The sequence below is a fragment of the Vreelandella halophila genome, assembly GCF_019903425.1.
GTDB classification, from domain to species: Bacteria; Pseudomonadota; Gammaproteobacteria; order Pseudomonadales; family Oleiphilaceae; genus Halospina; species Halospina halophila.
In genome coordinates this window covers 2,138,068-2,162,300 of sequence record NZ_JACHUZ010000013.1, presented here as the reverse complement: position 1 = coordinate 2,162,300, position 24,233 = coordinate 2,138,068, and the positions used below count along the sequence as shown (strand labels likewise).

Genomic DNA, 24,233 nt, shown 5'->3' with positions numbered 1-24,233 from the left:
TCATAGAACAAAAAACCCCGCCTGATCCAGACGGGGTTTCAAGACACCAGCCTTCAGGCAGCCTCAGCTGTCCCGAAGCTCCTTCCGCAGAATCTTGCCCACGTTACTCTTGGGCAGTTCATCCCGAAACTCAACATGCTTCGGCACCTTGTAGGCCGTCAGGTTCTCACGGCAGTACTTGATGATCTCATCCCTGGTCACATCCTCTTCCTTCGGGACCACAAAGATCTTCACCGCCTCACCGCTCTTATCATCCTGAATGCCCACGGCGGCACATTCCAGAACCTTCGGATTGCCCATTACAACGTCCTCAATCTCATTCGGATAGACGTTGAAACCGGATACCAGGATCATGTCCTTCTTGCGGTCCACGATCCGCACAAACCCATCATCCTGAATCATCGCCACATCACCGGTGCGGAACCAACCTTCCGAGTCAATGGACTTGCTGGTCTCCTCAGGGCGCTGCCAGTAGCCCTTCATGACCTGTGGCCCCTTCACACACAGCTCCCCGGCTTCACCGACCTGTTGATCATTGCCCTCATCGTCAATGGTCTTGGCCTGGGTACCCGGAATCGGAATACCAATGGTGCCGATCTGGGCGTTCCCCAGCGGGTTAAGGGTCACTACTGGCGAGGTCTCGGTCAGACCATACCCCTCGGTGATCTCGCAGCCGGTCACCTGCTGCCACTGGTCCGCTGTGGGCTTGGTCAGCGCCATACCCCCGGCCACCGTGATCTTGAGGTTACTGAAATCGAGGTTGCGGAAATCCTCGTTGTTGGCCAGCGCCACGAACAGCGTGTTCAAGCCCATGAAAACCGTGAACTGCCACTTCTTCAGCTCTTTGACGAAGCCCGGAATGTCACGCGGGTTCGGGATCAAAATACTGTGGCTGCCACTCTCAAGCATTACGCCGCAGTTCATGGTGAACGAATAGATGTGGTACAGCGGCAGCGGCGCAACCACCACTTCCCTGCCCTCATCCATCTGCTTCTCAACCATCGGCTTGACTTGGAGCAGGTTCGAGACGAGGTTCGAGTGGGTCAGCATGGCGCCCTTGGCCACACCCGTGGTGCCACCGGTGTACTGGAGCACCGCGATGTCCTCACGCTGGATGCTGACGGGCCTGTACGTCAGGCCGGCGCCGTTCTTGAGTACTTTCGGGAAGGCGTGGGCCTTGGGCAGATTGTAGGCCGGCACCATCTTCTTCACGTGCTTGACCACGCTGTTCATCAGCTTGCGCTTGAGCGGCTTATGCAGGTCCGCAAGCTCGGTGACGATCACATGCTCGAGACCGGTGTTCGGCAGCACCTTCTCCACATTGCTTGCCATGTTCGCCAGGACGATCAGCGCGCGAGCGCCTGAATCGTTGAATTGGTGCTCCATCTCCCGGGTGGTATAGAGCGGGTTGGTGTTCACAACCACCAACCCGGCCCGCATAGCGCCGAAAATGGCGATCGGATACTGGGGAATATTGGGCATCTGGATGGCGATGCGATCACCCTGCTGGAGATCCGTCTCGTTCTGGAGCCAGGCCGCGAACGCGCGGCTGTAGTGATCCAGATCCCGGTACGTCAGTGTCACACCCACGCCACTGAATGCAGGCCGGTCCGCAAACCGCGCCACGGATTTCTCGAACACATCCAGCATGGTGCTGTACTGGTTCGTATCCACGTCCCGGGAGAGATCTGACGGGTACTTCTCTTTGAAAAACTGCTCCATATCCATGACGGATCTCCTGAGTAACCTGTCGTTTGATTGGTGTTTTTGTGGCTTTGGATCTTAAAGCCTTTTTACGATCACGTCATCCGTGCGCAATCCGGTTCAGCGGCTGAGATAGCGCATCGCGGACTCCAGCCCCTCCAGGCTCATCGGGTACATCTGGAAACCCACGAGTTTCTGGATCATCCCCATGGAACCGCCCTGCCCCCAGTAGTCCTCGGGCAGCGGATTGAGCCAGACCACCTTGCTGAAGTGGTCCGTAAGCCGTTGGAACCAGGTCGAGCCCGCCTCCTCGTTCCAGTGCTCGATGGACCCGCCCGGATGGCTGACCTCATAGGGCGCCATGGTGGCGTCCCCCACGAAGATCACCTTGAAGTCCGACGGATAGGTGTTGATGACATCCCAGGTGGGCGTTATTTCCGTGGTACGGCGGCTGCTGTCCTTCCAGACCCCCTCGTAGATGAAGTTGTGGAAGTAGTAGTATTCCAGGTGCTTGAACTCTTCCCGGCAGGCCGAGAACAGTTCCTCACAGACCTTCACGTGCGGGTCCATGGAACCGCCCACATCAAAGAACAGCAGCACCTTCACCGCGTTGTGGCGTTCCGGCACCATTTTCAGATCCAGATAGCCGCCATTGCGTGCCGTGTTGCGGATGGTGTCGTCCATGTCCAGGTGCTCGGGCGCTCCCTCGCGGGCGAACTTGCGCAGGCGCTTGAGCGCCACCTTGATGTTGCGCGAACTGATGGTGACGCTGTCATCCAGATCCCGGTATTCGCGCTTCTCCCAGACCTTGACCGCGCGCCCGTGGCGCCCTTTTTCCTGGCCGATGCGGTAGCCTTCCGGGTTATAGCCGTTGGCACCAAACGGTGAGGTACCACCGGTCCCGATCCACTTGTTGCCACCCTCATGGCGGTCGGTCTGCTCGTCCATGCGCTGCTTGAAGGTTTCGATCAGTTCTTCAAGACCACCCAGAGACTCAATCTGCGCTTTCTCTTCCTCGGAGAGATGTTTCTCGAACTCGGAGCGCAGCCAGTCATCGGGAATCAGCGCCTCAAGCAGCTCATCCAGGTTCTCGATGCCCTTGAAATAGGCATCGAAGGCCCGGTCGAACTTGTCGTAATGGCGTTCGTCCTTGACCAGGCAGAGCCGGCTGAGGAAGTAGAAGTCCTCCAGATCCGCGAACGCCAGGCGCTTCTGTAGCGCCTCGGTCAGGTCCAGGAATTCGCGCAGGCTGGCCGGCACTCCGGCACGGCGCACTTCCAGGAAAAAGTCGATGAGCATAGGGCCCCCGCTGTCAGTGGATCCGCGCTGTAACCAGCGTATCAGCGACGCCGGCGCGCCATGAATGCCAGTTTTTGCAGCAGGTGCACGTCCTGTTCGTTCTTGACCAGTGCCCCGTAGAGCGGCGGCAGCGCATTGGACGTGTCTTTGTCCTGGATCACCTTCTGGGCCAGGTCGTCCGCCATAAGCAGCTTGAGCCAGTCGATCAGCTCGGAAGTGGAGGGCTTTTTCTTGAGGCCCGGAACCCGGCGCACATCGAAGAAGATCTCCAGCGCATCCTGCACCAGCTGCTGCTGAATGCCCGGGAAGTGCACGTCCACGATCTCCTTCATGGTGTCGTGGTCGGGGAAATCGATGTAGTGGAAGAAGCACCGGCGGAGGAAGGCGTCCGGCAGCTCCTTCTCATTGTTACTGGTGATCACCACGATCGGGCGCTGTTTCGCCACCACCTGCTGCTGCGTCTCGTACACGTAGAACTCCATGCGATCGAGTTCCTGCAGCAGGTCATTCGGGAATTCGATATCCGCCTTGTCGATCTCGTCGATCAGCAGCACGGCCCGCTGATCCGCCTCGAACGCTTCCCAGAGCTTGCCCTTGACGATGTAGTTACCGATGTCGTGCACCTTGTCGGAACCAAGCTGGGAGTCACGCAGGCGCGAAACCGCGTCGTACTCGTAGAGCCCCTGCTGGGCCTTGGTGGTGGACTTGATGTGCCAGGTGATCAGCTCGGCGCCGACGCCCCGTGCCATCTCCTCGGCCAGCATGGTTTTGCCGGTACCGGGCTCGCCCTTGATCAGCAGCGGGCGTTCCAGTGTGATGGCCGCGTTGACCGCCATCTGGAGCTCATCCGTGGCAACGTAATTTTCGGTACCCTCAAATTTCATGTCAGCAACACCTCAGTCAGGAAACCTGGCGGCCATGAGGCCCTGTTGAGTCAGGGCCCGGCCTTCTGCAAGGTGCGAAGTATATAGGCAGGGCGTCGGGGCCAACAAGTAAGCGGTTGGCCCCGGAGGCGGAACCACCGCACAGCCAAGGGCGGTGGTCCTCAGCGGTTTCGGTTACCATCGTCGTCTTCTTCTCCGGAGTCCGCCTCTTCTCCCTGGTCCGGCAGATCATCGAATTCAGATATGTCGAAGTCCTCCAGCGAGAACTCATCCTCATCAGTGTTCTGCTGGTTCTCCTCCAGTATCTGGTCGGCCAGCGCCTCCGGATCCTCGGGGGCTTCATCATCGCCAAGGGTCGGAATAGCGTCGTCGGGCTCGGCGGTTTCCTCCGGCTCCTCGGTAACCGGTGTTTCTTCCGTCTCAGGTTCCGGTGCGGTCTCCTCTGGCTCTGACGCGACCCCTGAAACCGGTTCGGGTTCGGGGTCAGGCTCCGGCTCCTCGGATGCTTCAGCGGTCTCCATATCCTCCACCGTGGGAACGGATTCATCCGCCGATTCGCCGCTGTCGTCCTCCGACCCGGAGGACGTTTCATCCCCGGAGCCCAGCTGCTGTGCCTGATAGGCGGCAGCAGCCTCCGCAAGTGAGGTTCCTTCGTCCGCTTCAGGCTCAGACTCCGTTTCAAGATCGGCTTCCAGGGCCGGCTCTTCCTGGTCCGATACCGCTTCCGCCTGTTCGGCCTCCGGGACGGTTGCCGTTTCCTCCTGCTCAGGCTCCGGTTCCTTACTGGCGCTGCGGCGACGCAGCCACCACCAGAGCCCGCCGGCGATTGCAGCCAACCCGATCAGGCCGCCACCAGCACTGCCCCAGAGCAGCCAGTTTATGCCGCTGTCCGCCTCTGGCTGCGGCTCTGGCTCGGAGGGGTCTTCCGGCACCTCAACCGGCTCGGGATCAAACAGGGGCTCTTTCTGCTCAGGCTCGGAAGGTGTCTCCGGTTCGGGTGCCGGCTCGGGTTCGGGCGCAGGTTCAGGCTGCCGCGCCTCTGGCTCCAGCGCCTGGTAGTCAACACCATCAGACGTTCGCGGAAATTCCGCTGCGAAAGCGGGCGTATTCAACGACACAGCCCGCCCGTCCTGAGTCTCCGCCTCCATACGGAGCCGTACCTGATAGGTCCCCTCACCCCGGTCACCAGTGAGTGTCAGTATCCGTTCATTGCTCCCGGAGACCGATTCCAGCGCCCGTGTCCGGGGTTCCCCATCCGGACCGGTCACCGCAGCCTCCGCCTGGATGCTGTCCGCCACAAGGCCTGGGTCCCGGGGAATCACCCGGAACGTCCAGCGACTGTCCTCCCCGGTACCTAGACCCTGTATCTCCGTATCAAAAGGTGGCGTCAACGTCACCTGCTGGCGTTGGCTGCGCTGGAAGGTTTCCCCTTTCCCAATGAGGCGGACCTCGTACTGCCCGGGTTCGGTCAGCGTTCCGATTTCGCCATTGAAGACGCCATTGGCAGGAACCCGATCTCCAGAAAGCCGGACGGTTCCCTGGCGATCACCCTCCGAATTGCGGATCTCGGCCCGTACGTTCATAACGCCGAGGAAATCTTCATCCGTAAGCCTGTCACCATCCTCATAGAAGGTCACGTTCAGATCCAGCACATCCGAGGCAAAGAAACGGGTGGGCAAGTCACCGACCGCCATACGCAGCTCACTCACCACCTTGATGCGGCTGTCCGGTCCCACCATGGCGTCCACTTCCCAGCGCCCGGTGGCAGGATCCTCGATGGTCACCAGGTCATAGGTTTCCGCCCGGTGCCAGCGTGAACCTTCCGGAAGGTTGTCACGCGTAACCCGATTGCCCGAGGGATCCACAAGCTCCGCGGAGTCGCTGCCCTGGTCCCGGAAGATCAGCGCCGTGAATTCATCCACGCTGTCATCAATGGAAAAACCGTTGTTCTCAAGCGGCACCTCTTCCGTTGGAGAGGCTGCCCCAAAGGCCGAGAGGAAGGCGCTGATCAGCTCCGAATCGGAACGTGCAATGGCGTGATGGCCACCGGTCTCAGCGGCGAGCTGTTCCAGCAGCGGACGATCGGCTTCATCGGAAAGCGCAATGGTGTGCAGATGGGCCCCGTGCTCCCGGAAGTGCCCGAGTACGTCATCCAGGATGCGTTCGCGCTCCTGCTGGCTGGCTTCCTCTCCCTCCGGGACGTCAACCATACCATCGGTCAACAGAACGACATGGGTGTTGTCGTAACCACCACCGGGCCAGAAATCCTCGGTGGCGGTCTCCAGCGCCCGCCCTATGTGGGTGTATTGGCCCGGGGACTCAATACGGGAGCGGGCATCGCGCATCTCCTGGCGCCACTGGTCGTCCACCTCTTCCAGCGGCACCAGCATGTTTACGTAGCGCCCAAAGGTCCACAAACCACTACGGGCCCCTTCCGGCATGAGCTCCGCAAGCATGGGAACCGCCTGAGCGCGCAGGTTGTCAGGATCGGTGCGCTCCATGCTCCCGGACACATCCACCACAAACCGCACGTCGATGTTATCGGGGAGTTCCGGTGCCTGAGGCTGCGACGCCTGTTCCTGAGCCTGGACCGTCATCCCTGCAATGAGGGAAAAAAGCAGAATGGTCAGGAGGGCGTGAAATGATCTGAGCACTAACTGTCCCATGGCGGCCTTAATTCATGTGGTAGCTGGGAGGAGCGAAAAACGGCTGATTACACTCAACCTATAGCAGGAATCCCGTAGAATGAAAGCGCCGTCCATCAGGGCGTCAGCTTTTGCGGCGTCTGTACCGTATCCAGCCGGAATCCATGGCCAGCACAATCAGCATGAACGCCGCAGCAAAGGTATAGACGAACAGGGTGCTCCCCATGACATCGGGCTGGTCAAGCACCACGGCATAGAAGAAATTCAGCCACGCGGGCACCAGCCATTCCGCGGCCCGCTCCGAGGCCACGGGCGTCAGCAGCACAACGGCGAACAGCCCCTTGAGAAACTGGCGCAGAATGCGCAACGGCAGCCACCATACAATCCCAGCCCAGAACCTGTAGACGATCAGGAATCCAAGCAGATAGACCACCCAGGCAATGTTGTATTCAGTCAGCAGCAGTTCCATGGGCTTATTCCGTGGCCTCCATCTGCTTGGGAGGCATCTGGAGATAGAAGCCCTGGTCCCCGATCGCCTGGAGCACCTCATTGGCACTGGCACGCGCCAGCTTGCGATCCGGAGTCAGCACCAGATCCATGGCATGAACCGGCTGTCCAAAATAGGTCATCAGTGAGGCCGGGAGCGTGGCCGGATCCGTCTCCCTGGGCAAGAACACGTACATGCCCTCACGCTTGCTGCTGCGGTAGATGCTGATCAGGTGCTTATCACTCATGGAAACAGGCTTCCAGTTCCTCTCTGCGGGGTGCCAGTGCCCGACCGCGCCAGCCCTGCGTCAGTAGGTCAGGGAGGCGGCCCTCGCGAAGACCGGCACGGACGGCAGGCTCAAGATAACGCCTCGAGGCGATAAGTTCCAGCGGCAGATCCAGGCTTTCCGCCTGCTCGGCCAGAATTCGTTTTACGTTCCGGTAATGGTTTTTCTCGTTCCGGGTCAGCGGTGCCGGTATGGACTCAACGGCCTGCTCCGGGCCTTCAACCACCTCTGAGATCACCGCCAGGAGTGCGTCTCCCTCACGCCGCACCACCCCGCTGGGCATACCCTCTATGGCCGCAAGCGCCTTGCGGCTGCGCGGCAGGGCTTCGGCCAAACGGATCAGAAGCCTGTCCTCAATGACGCGGCCACGGGGACGGTCCAGCTCCCGGCAGCGGTGCTCACGCCAGGTGCACAGCGCCCGCAGTACCGCCTGTTTGCCGGGGCGCAGCCGCCAGGCTCCAGTGAGCCGCAGGTAATAGGATTCCGGCGTGTCAGCAACACTCTGGCGCTCGCACCAGATCCGGCTCTCCTCCGCCAGCGCTTCCTCGAACCCCCTCGCGGCAACCTGCGCCATCAGCTGCTCATGAAGCGGGCGCAGATAGTGGACATCGGCCACCGCGTAATAGAGCTGGGCATCGGACAGCGGGCGTGCCAGCCAATCCGAACGGGTTTCGCCCTTGCCCAGGGCCACCCCGAGACAGGATTCCACAAGGCGGGCATAGCCCACGGACATGCCGTGGCCGGCAAAGGCAGCCGCCAGCTGCAGGTCCAGTGCGCCGCGAACACGAACGCCGAGCCAGTCCCGGAACAGCTCGATGTCCTCGCTCATGGCGTAGAGATGTTTCGAGCGGTCCGGATCCTCAAGCAGCCCGCGCAGCGCCCCGGAGCCCTCGGCCGCCCGGGGTTCCACCAGCGCGACCTGCCCCGCGGCGGCGACCTGCACGAGGCCGGGAATGGCATGAAAGGTGGTCACCCGTTCAAATTCAGAATCCATGCCAACCGGCTGCTCAGGCGGCAGAGCGGCCAGCCAGTCATCCAGCTGTTGTGGGGTGTCGAGCCAGGCGGCCTGATCAGGGTTGGGTTGATCCATGGGCGACTCCATCAGCCGGCGAAGGGCCGGCGGCCCCGCAGGGCATGGCTGAGCGTGCCGCCATCGACACCGCCGAGCTCACCCCCAACAGGAAGGCCCTGAGCCGGCCGGGTGATTGTGACCGTTTCCGGATCCACACGGTCCGCAATGTAGTGGGCGGTGGCATCACCCTCCACCGTGGCATTGGTGGCCATGATGAGTTCGGTCACACCCCGTTCATGAATCTGGGCCAGCAGCTGATCCACTCCGATATCCTCCGGGCCTATGCCATCAATGGGTGACAGATGCCCCAGCAGCACAAAGTAGTAGCCCCGGTAATCCCCTGACTGCTCAATGGCGGCAAGATCGGCGGGAGACTCCACCACGCACATCAGTGAACGGTCCCGCCTTTCATCGGCACAGACCGGGCAGAGGGCATCCTCGGCAAAGGTCTGGCAGCGTTCACAGCGGCCAATGTTGGCCAGGGCATCGTCAAGCTGGCGTGCCAGAGCGGCAGCCCCGGAACGATCCCGTTCCAGAAGCTGGAACGCCATGCGCTGGGCGGACTTGCGCCCCACACCAGGCAGGCACTGTAATGCATCAATCAGCGCCTCAAGACGCGGACTCAGACTCATGGGCCCTCCGGCTCAGGACGGCATGTTGAAACCAGGGGGCATGCCCATGCCCTGGGTCATATTGCCCATCTTCTCCTTCTGGTATTCCTCGACGCGGCGCACGGCATCGTTCACCGCCGCCGCCATCAGGTCCTCCAGGACCTCGCGGTCCTCGTCCATCAGCGAGGGATCGATGTCCACGTTGCGCACGTCATGGCGCCCGTTCATGATCACCTTGACCATGCCGGCGCCGGACTCGCCAGTCACCTCGGCTTTGGCAATCTCTTCCTGCGCCTTCTGCAGGTCTTCCTGCATCTTTTGCGCCTGCTTCATGATGTCGTTCATGCCACCCTTCATCGTGCCACCTCTCTGCTGTCTGGTACCGCCGCCGGCGATGCCCGCGGCGGCTGTATACTGTCTTCGATCACCTGGCCGCCGAAACGCTCGACAATCTGCTGCACCACGGGATCCCCGTGAATGGCGCTGACCGCGTTCGCCTGCGCCTCCTCCATCTGCGCCTGGCGGTGTCCTTCGGGGGTTCCCCCGCCCGGTTCGCCCTCGCGGAACACCAGGGTCACGCTGCTGCCCACTACAGCCCCCACCGCTTCGCGAATCCGTTGCTGGTGGCGCTCATGCAGAAGCTGGTAATGCCCGGGGGCCAGTGTCAGCACCCAGGCGCCCTCCTCCTCATGACAGGCCGCATTGGCGGCGAGGGTTGCCGGCATGCCCTGCAGCGGCAGCTGATCAAAATCACGGCACCAGTCGAAACCAGGGGGGTCAGCGGGTTCCACAGTGGGCTCAGACGCCGGTGCCGTCTCTGTAGCCGTTTCCAGCGAAGCGTTCCCGGCATTCCGGTCCGCTTCGTCCTCGGGAATCGGTGGCTCAGGCTCGGGCACTGGTTCCGGCGCCGGTTCGGGCTCCGGTTCAGGTTCAGGCTGAGGCTCCGTTTCGGGCTCCGGCGCGGGGGCGGACTCCGCGGAATCAGCCCCAGGTGTTTCCAGAGCCGGTTCACTCTCCGGACGCCCACCCTGCGGCGGTGTCGCAACCGGCTCGGGCCGGAAGGCCAGCATGCGCAGCAGCGCCATCTCAAACCCCATGCGGGCATCCGGCGTTATCGCCAGATCCCGCCGGGCCGTCAGCGCCGTCTGATAGAACAGCTGGGCATCCTCCGCACTCAGTTGCCCTGCAAGGGTCCGGACCTGTTCCCGATCCCCCTGGCTGTTGTCATTGCTCCCGGGAATCGCCTGTTCCAGCGAAATCCGGTGGAACACATCCAGCATGTCCGCCAGTACCGCACTGTAATCCGGTGCATACTCCGCGATCCGATTCACTTCCTTGAGCAGAGCCTGGCCATCACGCTGGACCAAGGCATCCAACATGCGGAAGATGTCCGCCCGGTCCAGGGTGCCAAGCATCCGGCTGACGCTCTCGGATTCCAGGCGCCCGCCACTGAACGCTACCGCCTGGTCGGTCAGACTCAGGGCATCGCGCATGCTGCCATCGGCGGCGCGCCCCAGGAGCCAGAGGGCGCTGTTCTCATACTCGATGCCTTCCTGGGCCAGGATGTGCTCCAGATGGGAGACGATCAGTTCCGGCCCCAGGCGCTTGAGATTGAACTGCAGGCAGCGTGAAAGGATGGTAACCGGCAGTTTCTGGGGGTCGGTGGTCGCCAGCAGGAACTTAACGTGGTCCGGCGGCTCCTCCAGTGTCTTCAGCAGCGCGTTGAAGCTGTGGCTGGAGAGCATGTGGACCTCGTCAATGAGGTAGATCCGGAACCGGCCCCGGGTTGGCGCGTACTGGACGTTGTCCAGCAACTCCCGCATGTCTTCCACGCGGGTCTGGGAAGCGGCATCGATCTCGATCAGATCCACGAACCGACCCTCCTGGATCTCGCGGCAGCTGTCGCATTCGCCACAGGGACTGGAGCTGATCCCCCGCTCGCAGCTCAGGCACCGCGCCAGGATCCGCCCGATCGTGGTTTTGCCCACGCCCCGGGTACCGGTGAACAGAAACGCCTGATGCAGCCGGTCCTGATCCAGCCCATGCACCAGCGCCCTGAGCACGTGCTCCTGACCAACAAGATCCTGAAACCGGGAAGGGCGCCATTTACGCGCAAGTACCTGATACGTCATGCCGGACCATCCATTATCTGATGGGATACCTTATCACGGCCTTATCTTGGGCTGGCAAGCAGAGGGTCTGGCCGGGAAGCAGAGCTCGGGAAAGGAAAACTGGGGGTGGCCTGCCAGCGACACTCCGGCACACGAATCCACCGCTACGGCTGCTCCCTTCCGGGCCTGACCGGGTTCACGGTTTATCGTTGCGAAGGCACCAGCAGGACCACCATCGCGCTCAGTCCGGCGGTTATGAGCCCGCCTGCGCTGAGACTGCGGAGTCTATCACCGCCGTAACTTGCGCTTCAAGCGTAACCCATCGTCAAACAGAGGTGCAGCCTCTATACTCCCCATGTCTGACGGATACCCCACAACAAAGAGGATCCCCATGCCAGCTGCGCCACGCATCCTGATTATTCTGTCGGCGCTGATGAGCGCCGGCTGTGCCCACTTTATGTCCCCCGCCCCGGCGGACAAGGATATCAAGGTGCTCAAGACGCAGCTGGCGCAGCAGCAGGATCAGCTGGCTTCCCAGCAGGTGCTGCTCAACGCCCTTCTGGGTGAGAACAGAACTGTGGCGGAACAGCAGCAACAGGGCTTCGCCAACCTCCAGGATCAGATGGAGCGGCTACGCAGCGCGACCAACCGCCATCTCGCATCCGGCAGCAGCAGCACCGATGGCGACACCTGTCCGATACTGAACACCAGCGTCTCCAACGGCAACGAGCAGTGCTCAGGACTCACGACGATCGGGTCCGTTGAGGGCATCCGCCTGCTGCCCCCGGACCATCTTTTTGAGGCCCGGATCGACACCGGCGCGAACACGTCGTCGCTGGATGCGCGGGATATTGAGTTCTTCGAGCGCGACGGTGATGACTATGTCCGCTTCACGCTGGCCGGGGAGCATTTTGCCGACAGCGGCTCCCTGGAGATGGAGCGCCCCGTCTCACGGTTCGTGGAGATCATCCAGGCATCCACCGATGAAAATGAAAGGCGAGCAGTGATTGAGCTCCAGTACCGCGTCGGCTCCATCGAGCGGGTTGCGGAATTCACCCTGAGCAACCGCGAACGCCTGACCTACCCCGCCTTGATAGGGCGCAATATCCTCAGGGACCTGTTCACAGTGGATGTATCAAGACAGTTTATACTCAGCGACCCGGATGAACTGGAAAAGGCCGCCGGCAGTGTCGAGGGTGAAGAATGAGGCAGCAGCCGCTTTTCTTCCTGGCTGTATCGGTGCTGATCATCATTGGCGTATCCATGATGTGGCTGCGGCATGACCGCCTGGGTATTCCCCTGCTGCCGGAGAACGACACACCGGTGTGGCTGGTGGAGGCCCGCATCGATTTCGTCGCTCTTGGCGACGAGACACTGGCAAGCCTGAGCTTGCCGGATGACCCGCCGGGTTACCGGATCATTTCCGAGCAGGCCGCCTCTCCAGGTTACGGGTTCTCGCGGGTCAACGGATCCCCGGGGCGTCGTGGTGAATGGTCCAAACGGGAAGCAACGGGCCGCCAGACGCTCTACTACAAGGTCCAGTTCGCTCCGGGGCAGAACGGTACCGCCCAGCGCAACGGCAGCGCCGCCCCCCCTTCTGAGCCCCAGCAGATCATCTGGGAGGAACCCCAGGCCACGGCCGCCGCCGACCTGCTCGAAACAGCCATGCGGCGCTCCAGCACGCCCGCAAGCCTGACCCGCGAACTGATCAAGGCCGTCCAGAGCCCCAATGACCAGAACGCGGCACTGCTGCTGGACCAGCACTCCCCCCAGCAGCTGGTGGTCCGCCTCCTGAACCAGTCCGGCGTCCCGGCCCGTCTAGCCATGGGCCTGAAACTGGAGGACGCCCGACGCAACCAGAGCCTGCAACCACTAGTGGACGTCTACATCGAGGATACCTGGCACCTGTATGATCTGGAACGCGGTGGCCAGGAGGGCATCACGCCCAACACCCTCGTCTGGCACCGGGCCAGCGGGCCCGTGCTTGAGGTCATGGGCGGCCAGAATTCACAGGTGCGTTTCTCGATGATGCGCCAGAGCATTCCCGCCCTGGACCTTGCCCAGAGCCAGGCCTCGGCGGACGAACCACTGGGTTACATCAGCCTCTACCAGCTGCCCATCGAGGAACAGGGCATGCTGAAGCTGCTGCTGCTCCTTCCCGTGGGCGCCCTGGTTGTAGCCTTCATGCGGATCGTCATCGGCATCCGCACCTCCGGCACCTTCATGCCGGTACTGATCGCACTTGCCTTTATCCAGACAACGCTTCTGCCGGGGCTCACCGCCTTCTTGACCATTGTCGGACTGGGGCTGCTCCTGAGAGGCTATCTGTCTCGCCTGAATCTCCTGCTGGTGGCGCGGATCGCCGCCATGATCGTATTGGTGGTGCTGCTCACAGGGCTGCTGAGTGTCTTTGGCCATGAAATGGGACTCAACCTCGGGATGACCATCACCTTCTTCCCGATGATCATCATTGCCTGGACCATCGAACGGATGTCGGTGATCTGGGAGGAACAGGGGGCCCGGGAAGTCGCCATACAGGGCGGTGGCAGCCTGCTGGTGGCCATTGGCGCCTATGGGCTCATGCAGCTAGGGGTGGTACGCCACCTCACCTTCAATTTCCCGGAAATCCATCTGATCCTCCTCGCGCTGATTCTGCTCGTCGGTCAGTACACCGGCTACAAGCTCTCCGAGCTTTACCGGTTCCGGTCCATGGCGGAGCAGGACTGATGCTCGCGTCCCCCGCCGCACTCCGGAGCCGTGGCCTGCTGGGGATGAACCGCCGGAATGTGGCGTATATTTCCCGATATAACGAACGCCGCCTCTACCCGCTTGTGGACGACAAGAAGCTCACCAAGGAGCGGGCCATGCGGCATGGCGTGGCCACGCCCACCCTGCGCGATGTCATTGATACCCAGCACGGGGTCCGCGACCTGGGCGAACGCCTGAATCACCTCAGCCGGTTTGCCATCAAGCCCTCACGGGGAGCCGGTGGCAAGGGCATCATGGTCATTCATGAACGCGACGGTGAACAGTTCCTGAAGGCATCCGGACAGGCTCTGACGCTGGACAACCTGCAACGTCACTGCTCCAACATTCTTGCCGGGCTGCACTCCCTTGCCGGAGCCCCCGACTCTGTGATCATCGAGGACCTGATCGAGGCGGACCCGTACTTTGAGTCGCTGTCCGTCGAGGGCGTTCCCGATATCCGGGTCATCATTTTTCGCGGGATACCCGTAATGGCCATGCTGAGGCTCTCAACACACGCCAGCGACGGCAAGGCCAACCTGCACCAGGGGGCCATCGGCGTGGGTCTGGACCTCGCCAGTGGCCGCTGCATTCATGCTGTCCAGCACTCCAGGCGCGTGCACAGCCACCCCGACACCGGTGTTGACCTCAACCACATCGCCATCCCGGACTGGCAGAATCTCCTTACCCTCGCGGCCCGGTGCCATGACCTGACCGGGCTGGGCTATCTGGGCGCGGACATCGTGGTTGACCGCAACCGGGGGCCGCTGATGCTGGAGCTCAACGCGCGGCCCGGCCTCGCCATCCAGATCGCCAATGGCAAGGGACTTCTACCACGGCTGCAGTGGATAGAGGCGCAGGAGAACATCCCGGAAAATGCTGAGGCGCGGGCCGGGATGGCAATGGCGGAGTTTGGAGAAAGAATCGAGACATAAAAAAACCCGGCACAGGGCCGGGTTTTGTATTGGCGGAGAGGGAGGGATGATTCGGCGCTGCGCGCCTCACCCCCTTCGGGGGCCGCCTTCGCTGCGCTCAGGCGTTCCTCGGCCTGCCAGGCAGGCCTCGGTCGAACCCGCGAGGCTTCTCACCCTGCCCAACCGGCCAATAAAAAACCCGGCACATGGCCGGGTTTTGTATTGGCGGAGAGGGAGGGATTCGAACCCTCGGTACGCAGTACGTACACGCGCTTTCCAGGCGCGCTCCTTCGACCACTCGGACACCTCTCCTTTGATCGATACGCGTGGGGCTGTGGGGCCCGCCGCGTTTGATGGGCGCAGACTGTACGCAAAACGCGAAGCGAACGCAACACTCACTTGGCACGGTAGATGATTCCGGGCCGGCACTGGACCATTTCGTAGTACTGGTTGAGCCCGTTAAGCGACTCGGACGCGCCCAGTATCAGGTAACCCCCGCGCTTCAGTACACCGTGGGTGCGTATCAGGATGTCCTGCTTGAGATCGCCGGAGAAATAGATCAGCACGTTCCGGCAGAAAACGATATCGAACTTGCCGAAGTTGAACCGTTCCAGCAGGTTATGCTCACGGAAGGTCACCATGTCACGGATCTCTTTCCGGACCTGCCAGCTACCGGACGGAAGCTGGGTGAAGAACTGCTTCTGGCGATCCGCGGAAAGCCCTCTTCCCAGGGCCAGCAGTTCGTAGATCCCATCCTTGGCCGCGTCCACCACGGGTTTGGACACATCCGTGGCGATGATCTCCACGGGGCGCCGCAGCCGGCCTGGGTTACGGCGCCGGTACTCGTCGATCACCATGGCGATGGAGTACGGCTCCTGCCCGGTTGAGCAGGCTGCCGACCAGATACGCAGGGGCTGGCTGGTGCTTTCCGCGCCCATCTCCCCCAGAAGCCGCTCTTCGAGAATGCGGAATGGATGCGTATCCCGGAACCACAGCGTCTCGTTGGTGGTCATGGCGTCAATCACGGTCTCACGCAGTTCGCTGCGTGGCTGCTTACGCAACTGCTGAACCAGTTCGCCAAGGCTGTTGAACCGGTTTTCCGCCATGATCCGCCGCAGGCGGCTTTTCACCAGGTACTGCTTGTTCTCGCCAAGTAGAATGCCGGAAGCATCCTGCAAGAACTCCTTGAAGGCGCGATAGTCCTCCTGGCTGATCTCGGAACTCATCAGTGTCTGCGTCTCCGTCAGGACGGCATGTGGTGTTGCTGGTCCATGACTGCCATGACCCGCTCGGCAAGCTCGTTGGGATTGAACTTGGCCATGAATTCATCAGCACCGACCTTCTGGACCATGGCCTGATTGAAAACACCGCTGAGCGAAGAATGCAGCATGATGTACAGGGGGGCCAGCCCCGGATTGTTCTTGCAGTGTGTCACCAGCGTGTAGCCATCCATCTCCGGCATTTCCACATCCGAAATCATCAGTGCCAGATGATCGTGGATTGCGCTGCCATCCGCAACCAACGACTCAAGGTACTGAAGCGCCTCTCTGCCGTCATTGCAGATGACCACCTCAAGCCCGACCGCTTCCATGCAGCGCTTGATCTGCCCCCTTGCCACGGACGAGTCGTCTACTACCAGCACGCGCATTGCGGCTTCACCACCGGTATCCAGCGTCGACTGGAAGGACTCGCTCACGTTGTCATCAATGGGTGACACCTCCGCCAGGATCTTCTCCACATCGAGAATCTCCACGAGCTTCTCCTCCAGCTCGGTCACTGCGGTTAGATACTCCGCCCGGGCCCGTTTGGGCGGCGGGTGCACATCCTCCCAGTTCAGGTTGACGATCCGCTCTACCCGACGCACCAGAAATCCCTGGGTCTTGCGGTTGTATTCCGAAACGATCACCAGTGATTCCGACAGCTCCTCATCCGGGATGGGCTGTCTGCCTATGGCCATACCGGTATCAATGATGGGAACCGTCTCACCCCGGACGTGGGAGACTCCCCTCACCACAGGATGGCTGTGGGGGATTGCCGTCAGCCCCGGACAAGGGAGTACTTCCCGGACCTTGAACACGTTGATGCCGTAGAACTGGCCTCCCTTGAGCTGGAACAACAGCAGTTCAAGCCGGTTCTGCCCCACCATCTGGGTACGCTGATTCACGTTATCGAGTAGTCCCGCCATAGTCCTGCCCATCCTGATGATGCCGGCATGGTTGTTGCAACATTATCTGTCAGAATGCCAACAACCCCGGCTGATGCCGGATTTTTGCCGGTTTGGTTAGTGCCGCCCTGACGCAGGTCGAACGCGGCACCGATTACCCGCAAGGATAGGACATTTTGACCACCATGCGCATCGCCAACGCCAATCCATTGCCGGTTTTCCGTCGTGTCCTCCTGGCGGCCCTGCTGCTGCCCGGGGTGGCAGCTGCCTCAGAACCGGAACAAAACACCGCTGAACGCATCACAGAGGCGGCGGACCGTTTCCTGAAATCCTTCAGCCAGAAACAGGCCCAGAAAGGGCGCGAGGTTGAATACGAGATCGGCAGCGTGGACAACCGGCTGTCCCTCAACCGCTGCCCACAGCCACTGGAGGTTGAATTTGCCGGCGACCCGAAGCGTTCCACACGGAGCACCCTGCTGGTCAGCTGCGAGGGAGATCGCCCATGGCGGATCTTTCTCAGCGCCACGGTGCGCATCCAGGTGGACGGCTGGGTCGCGGAGCGCCCCATTAGCCGCGGAGAGCGCCTCAGCTCGAATATGCTGCGCTCCAGCCAGGTGGTCCTCAACGAACAGCGCCGCAGCGGGTTCCGGGATGCGGAGCACATGATCGGGATGCAGGCCAGGCGCACCATCCGCGCCGGCACCGCCATCACGCCCCGAATGCTGGAAAAACCGCTGGCGGTGGAGCGCGGCGACCGCGTCGTCATCTCCGCCGGCAACGATGTATTCTCCATCACCACCCGGGGCAAGGCGGAGCGCAGTGGCCGTGTGGGTGAGCAGATTCCAGTGGTGAATGAAAACTCGGGACGCCGGATCCGGGGTCGGATCACCGAGCCCGGGCGCGTCGCCATCAACTGAGCGCAAGCGGCAGGATCGTGCCGATCGGCGGCAGTTCCCTGCCTGCTGGTGAAAAAATTGCCGAGCAAGGCTAAAGTCTGCGGCCACGCTGCCGTTACAATTTACAGAGAATCCGGATTCGAACGGGGTGAAAGCCATGGCAATCGACTTCAATGGGGCCAACAACAACGCCCTCAACACCCAGAAACAGACCCTGCGGCAGCGCGACGACGCCCAGGGACAGAAGGCACCACAGCAGCCCGCAGAAGGCGGCTCACAGGCGCGTGAAAGCACGCGGGTGGACCTCAGCCCTGACGCGCGCAACATCAAGGCTGCTGAGCAGACGCTCCAGCAACAGCCGGAAGTGGACGACGCCAAGGTGTCACGTATCCGAGAAGCGCTTGAGGACGGTTCCTACTCAGTCGATGCCGAAAAACTGGCCCAGAAAATGCTTGATGTGGATAACAGCATTTTCGGGTAAAACGCCATGACTGACCGCAAGACAACGTTCGAAACGCTGGATCAACTGCTGAAGAAAGACGAGGCCAACCTCACCCGGCTGGCCGAAGTACTGGAGCAGGAACACCGGGCCCTCGCCGGCAATGATATGCAACAGCTGGAACAGGCGACCAGTGAGAAGAACGAATTGCTCGACGCACTCAGGGAGCGGGCGAAACAGAAAATCCGCCTGCTTGCCCAGATCGGGTACCGGCCGGACAGCGGTCAGGCCATCAGCGATTACCTGCGTAACCAGGCAGGCGCGGACTCAGTCCTGATGCAACGCTGGGAAGCCGCCCAGAAGCAGCTCAACGAATGCCAACATCGCAATGCCGTAAACGGCCGTATTCTCGGCCACCTTCAGCGCCGAATCTCCCGAATCTCGGACATCATCCGTGGCGCGGACCAGCAACAGGCACTGTACGGAAGCACCGGCGAGTCCCGCAGCCTTACTCACAGCCAGGTATTCGCCAGCGCCTGAATCCCCGGCCCGCTCAGCGGGACCGGATCGTCAGGCTGGAGTCACTGGAGAAACGGACATCCCTCATGGTGATGTTACCCATGGAACGGGAAGCCGGGGCGCCGTCCACGCGGATGCCTTCCATGCGGATTTCACGGATACGCTCAGGCATGGCAAGGCTCACACCGCCCTGCTGGCCAATGGTGAATCCGGGGCCTTCCGGCCCGAACTCCACACCGGTGACCGTAACGTCCGCATCCAGAAAATTCATTGCAGGCAGGAAAGCGCGCGCCGTGAATTCCAGGGCATCCAAAGCCTGGTCTTCAGCTTCCCGGTCGGACTCAGGAATTACAGACAGCTCAACCGCACCCGCCGGCAACGCGCCACCCCCCTGTGCAACCACGCCCCCCATTTCGCCCTCACTGAGCGGCTGCATACCGGGTCTATCCACGCCCACCTGCTCGCCGCTGGTCTGCGGCGCCTTGGTGGGGAGTGCAGGGGTGGGCGATGCCAAAGCAGCCACCGGCTGCAGGGGCGTAACCACCATGGCGGTCAGGGCTGCTGCATAGCGGTACCGGTTCTGGTGTCGCAGCGTGCGCTGCAGCTCCCGCTCGGAAAGCCAGTCTGCACGTATGAGAATTGCACCCAGCTTTTCGCCGGACTCTCGCTGTTCCTCCAGCGCCACCTGGAGCTGGTAGTCCGAGATGTAGCCACGATTGACCAGTAGCCGGCCAAGACGGCTTTTCTCAAGCTGCTGGGAGTTGGGCGTTGCCATGGATGTCACCCTCTTGTTGTGCAATCCGAAAATCCGAGATCATAGTGGCGCGGCCCGTTCTCCGTGTACAGAAATTAAACTTTATGAAAGGTAACGGAACGTCAAATGGCCTCTCATGATGCAACGGATCCACAACGGCGCGTGATCATCATTGGCGCCGGGGTCGCCGGAAGCCTTGCGGCACGCCGACTCGCGGAGAGCGGCATACAGGTGACGATGCTGGATCCTGCCCTGCCCTTTCCTCTGGATCCGGAACGCCGGGGCGCGCTCTATATGAAGCCGGCTGTGGACTACAACCCGGAAACCCGCCTGGCCCATCAAGCCTTCCTGGCAGCCCCAGAATTCTACACCCGCCTACAGACCGAACACCCGGAGATCGATTTCTGGTCTGGCACCGGGACACTGAGCCTCGCCTGGAACGAACGGGAACAGCAGCGGCAGGAGAAACTCCTGGCCCGCAACCAGTGGAATCCGGAATTCCTGGAACCGGTCGACAGTGACCGGGCCTCGCTGTTGAGCGGGCTTGAACTCGGGGTGCCGGGGCTCTGGTTTCCAGGCGGTGGCCACATACGCGTGGATGCGTTACGGCAGGCCGCGCTCAGCCATCCATTGATACGGGTGATCACCGCAGTGGCGGACGGGGGCCGGATCCAGCCCGACACCGATTTCTGGCGGCTGGCCCTTCCGGAAGGGGGCACCCTTGAGGCATCCACGCTGGTTGTCGCCACCGGTGCCGCCACCAATGAATGGGCACCGAACCTTCCGCTGGGCCGCATCCGAGGACAACTCACCACCCTGCCCGCCACCTCAGCAGCTCCCAAAGTAGCGCTGGCCGGGGCCGGTTATGCACTGCCTCCGTTCCATGGCCGGGTATGTGTGGGAGCCACCTTCGACCGGGATTCCGGCCTCGGAACACCGGATGCCCCCAGCGATAGGGCCAACATCGAGAACCTGGGCCATTGGCTCCCGGCACTTGCGGGTCAGCTGGAAGAGAACCACGACCCCGGCCACTGGGTTGGTTTCCGCAGTACCACGCCGGACCATATGCCCGTCGCAGGGCACCTCAATGACCGGTTTGTGCTTGCCGGCCTGGGCGGCAAGGGTCTGATGTACGCGCCCCTGCTCGCTGAGCACCTTACAGCCCTGATCTCGGGCTCGCCTTCCCCTCTTCCGGCGGACGCCGCTCAGCGTGTGAGTCCCCTGCGATTCTTTAAGAGTTAGCGCTGGTTCCTTGAATTTTCCGCAAACCGGCCGATAACCTTTGGAAACGCATCAATGGGGGGCAATGCCATGGCCATTCATATTGCGGAGCCGGGCCGGCCGGTGGGTACACGGCTGCCCGAAGCACTGCGGGCAAGGCGTGTCCAGGGTACGGACGAGACCGATGCCATCCGCCGGACTGCATCGAACACGGAGCAGCCCGAGGAGCCGGCACGGTTCCAGGGGAAGCCCCAGGTCCGTCGCGCCCTGCAGGAATACCAGGAGGAGTCAGGCGGTGAAGGCGACGCGGAGTCTCCCTATCTGCCTTCAAGCCGGCTTGCTTCCCCGGCGCTCCACACCATCAGCGCAAAGGCCTCACTGCGGACAGCCCTGGATACCATGGCCCAGCACCTGGTCCATCACCTGGTGGTGACCACCGAGGCCGGGGAAGTCGCGGGCCTGATCGATGAAACCTGGGTACTGCGCCAGATACGGGAAGGCATGGACGAGAACGCGCCACTGTCCGGCTGTGAGCTCCCCTCCTTCATAACCGTCACCCCGGAAACAGACGCCCACCATCTTGCCCAGCAGATGCTCAGCCATGAACTCAGCGCTGCGCTGGTGATCAACCACAACAACCAGCCGGCAGGCATCATCACGGGCACGGATTTCCTGCGCCTGTATGCAGACGGACACCACCTGCATACAACCATCTGATCAGGGTGTGGGCGGCTGCGTGAGCGCGTTCCCGCTCTGGTCGAAAAGACGAATCCACTGCTCAGAGCCTTCATCAGCTACAAGATAAAGCTTGCGGTCGCGATAGTTATCCATGTCCGCTATCGAGTCCGCACCATCAACAATGGTGCTCCAGCGCTGCTCAATCGATGGCTCATCCTCAGACGAGGACCCGGTGTAGCGAACACCCATCAGGTAGACCCTGTCGTCCCCGGTCTGCCCGGCAATAAAAGCGTCATCCCCGGAAACGGCAAGGGCCTGGATATTACTGACCTGATCATCCAGATCGCTGGGATGGATCGCTCCCTGCAGAGCGCCATTGCTGTTAACGGCAATCAGGAAGGGCCTGGCAGAACCCTCCGCGTCCTCCTCAAAATCTCCGGAGCCATCTCCTTCATAGGGGCCGCCCTCATCACCGGCCAGCCAGAAACGGCTCCCGTCCGCATCGGACAACGTCGCTCTGTCTTCCCCTTCCGTGCCGAACTGGACCCGCTCATTCACGGCCCCACCATCCGCATCACGGGAGAACAGATAGAAGTCCTCACCGCCGATAAAGGAACCGGGATCTACCGCACCCCTGTCGCTGCCCAGAGCCACGATGCCAGCTGTGTCGGTGGCAAAAAGCCCGTTGAGTAGTGGATCAGTGGCCTCCAGACTTTCAGTCCAGGCCGGATCCGCAATCGGGTTTCCATTGCTGTCTTCTCCGGTATCAATCCGCCCCGCGCGCACCGAACCGTCACCAACAGCGCTCGCGTAGAGTGTTCCGTTCTGGTTCACATCCAGCGTCTTCTGATCCCATACGCCGCCCGCAACAGGCGATCTCTGCCACAGGAACTCATCGCCTCTCTCAGAGCGCTCCGTCTCATCATTACCGTCATCATCGAAATCGCGCGTGGAGATGGTGGAGCGGAAAAGCTTCACCATCCCCTCATCGGAAGCGGTTGGATAAGCCACTCCAAGGTAGCGGGTAACCTGTGGGGAACCTTTTGTGCCGGTATTCTGGCCCGCAAAGGCCAGCTGGATTGCTTCCGACGTCTGGGGCCAGTCACCACTGTCCACACCACTGTTTTCCCCCAGGGCCACCACGTCACTCTGCGCACCCGCACTCACATCGGGATTGCCAAGCCGGTTGATGCTCTGAAGACGGATCGCCCTGGAGCTGTCAACGCCCGCGACATAGACCTCCCCCAAGGCTCCGGCAACCAAGCGATCAACAGGGAACCCAAGCTCACTCTGCGTCACATCATCGGGCCATTCGCTGATATGGGTCTCAACGGTGCTGTCCGTGGTCGCCGCCGCGAATTCGCGACCGTACTGGAAGCTCTGGTCAAACTGCAGCTCCCGCATGACTTCCTCCCTGAGAGGGGCATCAGACCCGGTCTGCGCCTGTACGTAGAAGGTGGCCTCGTTACTGCCCTTAGCAAACTCAATGACCAGCGAGTCATCATTGCCGTCCTCATCAACCGTCGCACACTCACTATCACTGCTCCCTTGGTCAGGACAAAGCTTCACCTCCCAGGGAGAACCATCATTGACCTCTGCGACTTCAACCGCCGCGTAAAGCGTTTCACCGGTGTCATTAGAGCGGTTCAGAGTGGCCGTTACCTCCCGCCCCCCGTTTTCACTCACCGTAATACTCTCCGCCTCAAAATCCGCCGTCGGGGTATCGTCCTCAATCGAGATGCTTCGGGTACGCACCGCGCCGTTTTCATCCAGGCTGGCAATACCCTCTGTTACCTCCTGAAGCTCAACGTTGAAGACTTCAGTGTTCTCGGCAAGGTTGTCGTCATGGACCCAGACCGGGATGAAGCAGGTGGTCTGCCCGGCTTCAAAATGGAGCAGCCCGGTACCTCCGGTGTCATCTTCGCTCAGGTACTCGAGGTATTCAGGCGGCTCCGGGAACCCGGATCCGTAGCGGGTGTTACCGTCCAGAACCAGGTCCTCCCCGTAGATCGCCTGATTCTGCTTACCGTCCTCATACTCACAGGGCAGTTCCTCTGCATCCGCCGGATCACACTCCTGGCCCTCAATGCGGAAGCGCACGGCCATGGGCTCGACCGAAGGCTGCCCCAGATCCACCCGGATCAGGGCTCGATGGGTCTGGTAGTCCCTGGCGGCGCCGCTGTAGTCACCAGGACCCGTTACCTCCTTATCCCCGGTAACAATATTCTGGTGATCAACCGTCACACCCGGGCTCACACTCATGTCCGGAACCTCACAGACCTCGTCCGAATCCTTGCTCACCTCAGGCTCATAGGGTTCCCCCTCGGTCACAGTGCCGGCAGCCAGCTCCAGGGGGTTGTGCCGGACCTCGACGCTGAACTCGCTGTCCCCGATCAGGTTGCCATCATTGGTGGCGATGCGGATGTTGTCGTACTGACCCAGATCATCCTCGCCCTCGCGGCCGCCCGTAATGCCGGGAACACCTCTCAGGACGATGCCCTTGCGGGCTTTGTTGGTAGTCGCTTCCAGGGCCAGCCAGGAGGGGTTGTTGACCAGCGAATAGTTGAGGAGATTGTCGCCGCCCACGGCGCCGAAGTTGTAATTGTAGTCCACGCCCAGATAGGCCACCTGGGGTGGAAAACCGAGAATCCGGGGATCCTCCGGGGAATTGCTGGTATCACCGCAGCCCATCAGCAGCAGTGGCAGGGCCAGAAGCAGCGCCTTCAGGGAACGGCGCAATGGAACAGCGTTCGTGCTCACACTCACGGATGACATTCTCCCGGGTCGGGGGCCGTCGGGTCTCG

Annotated in this window: 22 protein-coding genes, 1 tRNA gene and 2 other RNA genes; 8 read left to right on the top strand and 17 right to left on the bottom strand. The window is 61.5% G+C overall.

Annotated features, from left to right (window positions below):
• Nucleotides 1–63: 63 nt before the first annotated feature.
• The 11 genes from H4I92_RS14435 to ffs form a co-directional block, all read right to left on the bottom strand.
• Nucleotides 64–1,722, bottom strand: coding sequence for an AMP-binding protein (locus H4I92_RS14435; protein WP_218668292.1), 1,659 nt, complete (start codon nt 1,720–1,722; stop codon nt 64–66).
• A gap of 102 nt (nt 1,723–1,824) precedes the next feature.
• Nucleotides 1,825–3,003, bottom strand: coding sequence for a vWA domain-containing protein (locus tag H4I92_RS14430; RefSeq protein WP_077531242.1), 1,179 nt, complete (start codon nt 3,001–3,003; stop codon nt 1,825–1,827).
• A gap of 41 nt (nt 3,004–3,044) precedes the next feature.
• Nucleotides 3,045–3,887, bottom strand: a complete 843-nt coding sequence (locus H4I92_RS14425) for an AAA family ATPase (RefSeq protein ID WP_077531241.1) — start codon at nt 3,885–3,887, stop codon at nt 3,045–3,047.
• Nucleotides 3,888–4,048: 161 nt separating this feature from the next.
• A complete protein-coding gene (locus H4I92_RS14420; RefSeq protein ID WP_179105722.1) occupies nt 4,049–6,541 on the bottom strand; it encodes a VWA domain-containing protein in 2,493 nt (830 codons plus the stop codon).
• Between the two features lie 115 nt (nt 6,542–6,656).
• Nucleotides 6,657–7,001 (bottom strand): hypothetical protein, encoded by a 345-nt coding sequence (locus tag H4I92_RS14415; RefSeq protein ID WP_077531239.1) that lies wholly within the window; start codon nt 6,999–7,001, stop codon nt 6,657–6,659.
• A 4-nt stretch (nt 7,002–7,005) separates the two neighbouring features.
• A complete protein-coding gene (locus tag H4I92_RS14410) occupies nt 7,006–7,266 on the bottom strand; it encodes a YcgL domain-containing protein (protein ID WP_077531238.1) in 261 nt (86 codons plus the stop codon).
• Nucleotides 7,259–8,395 (bottom strand): ribonuclease D, encoded by a 1,137-nt coding sequence (locus H4I92_RS14405; protein WP_179105721.1) that lies wholly within the window; start codon nt 8,393–8,395, stop codon nt 7,259–7,261. Before H4I92_RS14405 ends, H4I92_RS14410 begins: the two co-directional genes overlap by 8 nt.
• Nucleotides 8,396–8,406: 11 nt before the next feature.
• Entirely contained in the window at nt 8,407–9,009 is a 603-nt protein-coding gene (recR, locus tag H4I92_RS14400) for a recombination mediator RecR (RefSeq protein ID WP_077531236.1), read from the bottom strand.
• Nucleotides 9,010–9,021: 12 nt separating this feature from the next.
• On the bottom strand, nt 9,022–9,345 hold the full coding sequence (locus tag H4I92_RS14395; RefSeq protein WP_077531235.1) for a YbaB/EbfC family nucleoid-associated protein: 324 nt from the start codon (nt 9,343–9,345) through the stop codon (nt 9,022–9,024).
• Nucleotides 9,342–11,120 (bottom strand): DNA polymerase III subunit gamma/tau, encoded by a 1,779-nt coding sequence (gene dnaX, locus H4I92_RS14390; protein ID WP_077531234.1) that lies wholly within the window; start codon nt 11,118–11,120, stop codon nt 9,342–9,344. The genes H4I92_RS14395 and dnaX overlap by 4 nt, the downstream gene beginning before the upstream one ends.
• 108 nt (nt 11,121–11,228) lie before the next feature.
• An RNA gene (ffs, locus tag H4I92_RS14385) (signal recognition particle sRNA small type) lies at nt 11,229–11,325 on the bottom strand.
• Between the two features lie 165 nt (nt 11,326–11,490).
• Between ffs and H4I92_RS14380 the strand changes: the two genes are divergently transcribed.
• From H4I92_RS14380 to H4I92_RS14370, 3 genes are read left to right on the top strand one after another with little or no spacing between them, the layout of a single operon-like run.
• Nucleotides 11,491–12,306 (top strand): ATP-dependent zinc protease family protein, encoded by an 816-nt coding sequence (locus tag H4I92_RS14380; RefSeq protein WP_179105720.1) that lies wholly within the window; start codon nt 11,491–11,493, stop codon nt 12,304–12,306.
• Nucleotides 12,303–13,826 carry an inactive transglutaminase family protein gene (locus tag H4I92_RS14375; protein WP_077531232.1) on the top strand — a complete coding sequence of 508 codons (1,524 nt, stop codon included), beginning with the start codon at nt 12,303–12,305 and terminating at the stop codon, nt 13,824–13,826. The genes H4I92_RS14380 and H4I92_RS14375 overlap by 4 nt, the downstream gene beginning before the upstream one ends.
• A complete protein-coding gene (locus H4I92_RS14370; RefSeq protein WP_077531231.1) occupies nt 13,826–14,779 on the top strand; it encodes an alpha-L-glutamate ligase-like protein in 954 nt (317 codons plus the stop codon). Before H4I92_RS14375 ends, H4I92_RS14370 begins: the two co-directional genes overlap by 1 nt.
• Before the next feature lie 30 nt (nt 14,780–14,809).
• On the opposite strand, the gene H4I92_RS14365 is transcribed toward H4I92_RS14370, so the two are convergent.
• The 4 genes from H4I92_RS14365 to H4I92_RS14350 form a co-directional block, all read right to left on the bottom strand.
• A non-coding RNA gene (locus H4I92_RS14365) (RtT sRNA) lies at nt 14,810–14,953 on the bottom strand.
• Between the two features lie 28 nt (nt 14,954–14,981).
• Nucleotides 14,982–15,070: transfer RNA gene (locus tag H4I92_RS14360), tRNA-Ser, on the bottom strand.
• Nucleotides 15,071–15,153: 83 nt separating this feature from the next.
• Nucleotides 15,154–15,984 carry a CheR family methyltransferase gene (locus tag H4I92_RS14355; RefSeq protein ID WP_077531230.1) on the bottom strand — a complete coding sequence of 277 codons (831 nt, stop codon included), beginning with the start codon at nt 15,982–15,984 and terminating at the stop codon, nt 15,154–15,156.
• 17 nt (nt 15,985–16,001) lie between these two features.
• A complete protein-coding gene (locus H4I92_RS14350; protein WP_077531229.1) occupies nt 16,002–16,943 on the bottom strand; it encodes a chemotaxis protein CheV in 942 nt (313 codons plus the stop codon).
• Between the two features lie 164 nt (nt 16,944–17,107).
• On the opposite strand from H4I92_RS14350, the gene flgA reads away from it, so the two are divergent.
• The 3 genes from flgA to H4I92_RS14335 all read left to right on the top strand — a co-directional run bounded on the left by flgA (nt 17,108) and on the right by H4I92_RS14335 (nt 18,797).
• On the top strand, nt 17,108–17,839 hold the full coding sequence (gene flgA, locus H4I92_RS14345) for a flagellar basal body P-ring formation chaperone FlgA (RefSeq protein WP_245800990.1): 732 nt from the start codon (nt 17,108–17,110) through the stop codon (nt 17,837–17,839).
• Nucleotides 17,840–17,975: 136 nt separating this feature from the next.
• Entirely contained in the window at nt 17,976–18,299 is a 324-nt protein-coding gene (gene flgM, locus H4I92_RS14340; RefSeq protein ID WP_143512716.1) for a flagellar biosynthesis anti-sigma factor FlgM, read from the top strand.
• A gap of 6 nt (nt 18,300–18,305) precedes the next feature.
• Nucleotides 18,306–18,797 carry a flagella synthesis protein FlgN gene (locus H4I92_RS14335; RefSeq protein WP_077531226.1) on the top strand — a complete coding sequence of 164 codons (492 nt, stop codon included), beginning with the start codon at nt 18,306–18,308 and terminating at the stop codon, nt 18,795–18,797.
• A gap of 13 nt (nt 18,798–18,810) precedes the next feature.
• On the opposite strand, the gene H4I92_RS14330 is transcribed toward H4I92_RS14335, so the two are convergent.
• Nucleotides 18,811–19,551 (bottom strand): cyclic di-GMP-binding domain-containing protein, MshE-related, encoded by a 741-nt coding sequence (locus H4I92_RS14330; RefSeq protein WP_077531225.1) that lies wholly within the window; start codon nt 19,549–19,551, stop codon nt 18,811–18,813.
• Nucleotides 19,552–19,656: 105 nt separating this feature from the next.
• Here H4I92_RS14330 and mnmC1 point away from each other — a divergent pair, with 105 nt between their 5' ends.
• Together mnmC1 and H4I92_RS14320 are read left to right on the top strand one after the other, a co-directional pair.
• Complete coding sequence (gene mnmC1 / locus H4I92_RS14325; protein WP_077531224.1) at nt 19,657–20,772, top strand: FAD-dependent 5-carboxymethylaminomethyl-2-thiouridine(34) oxidoreductase MnmC1; 1,116 nt, start codon at nt 19,657–19,659, stop codon at nt 20,770–20,772.
• A gap of 69 nt (nt 20,773–20,841) precedes the next feature.
• Entirely contained in the window at nt 20,842–21,468 is a 627-nt protein-coding gene (locus H4I92_RS14320; protein WP_077531786.1) for a CBS domain-containing protein, read from the top strand.
• Here H4I92_RS14320 and H4I92_RS14315 read toward each other — a convergent pair whose 3' ends face one another.
• Entirely contained in the window at nt 21,469–24,195 is a 2,727-nt protein-coding gene (locus H4I92_RS14315) for a hypothetical protein (protein WP_143512714.1), read from the bottom strand. It abuts the gene before it with no gap.
• Nucleotides 24,196–24,233 lie beyond the last annotated feature (38 nt).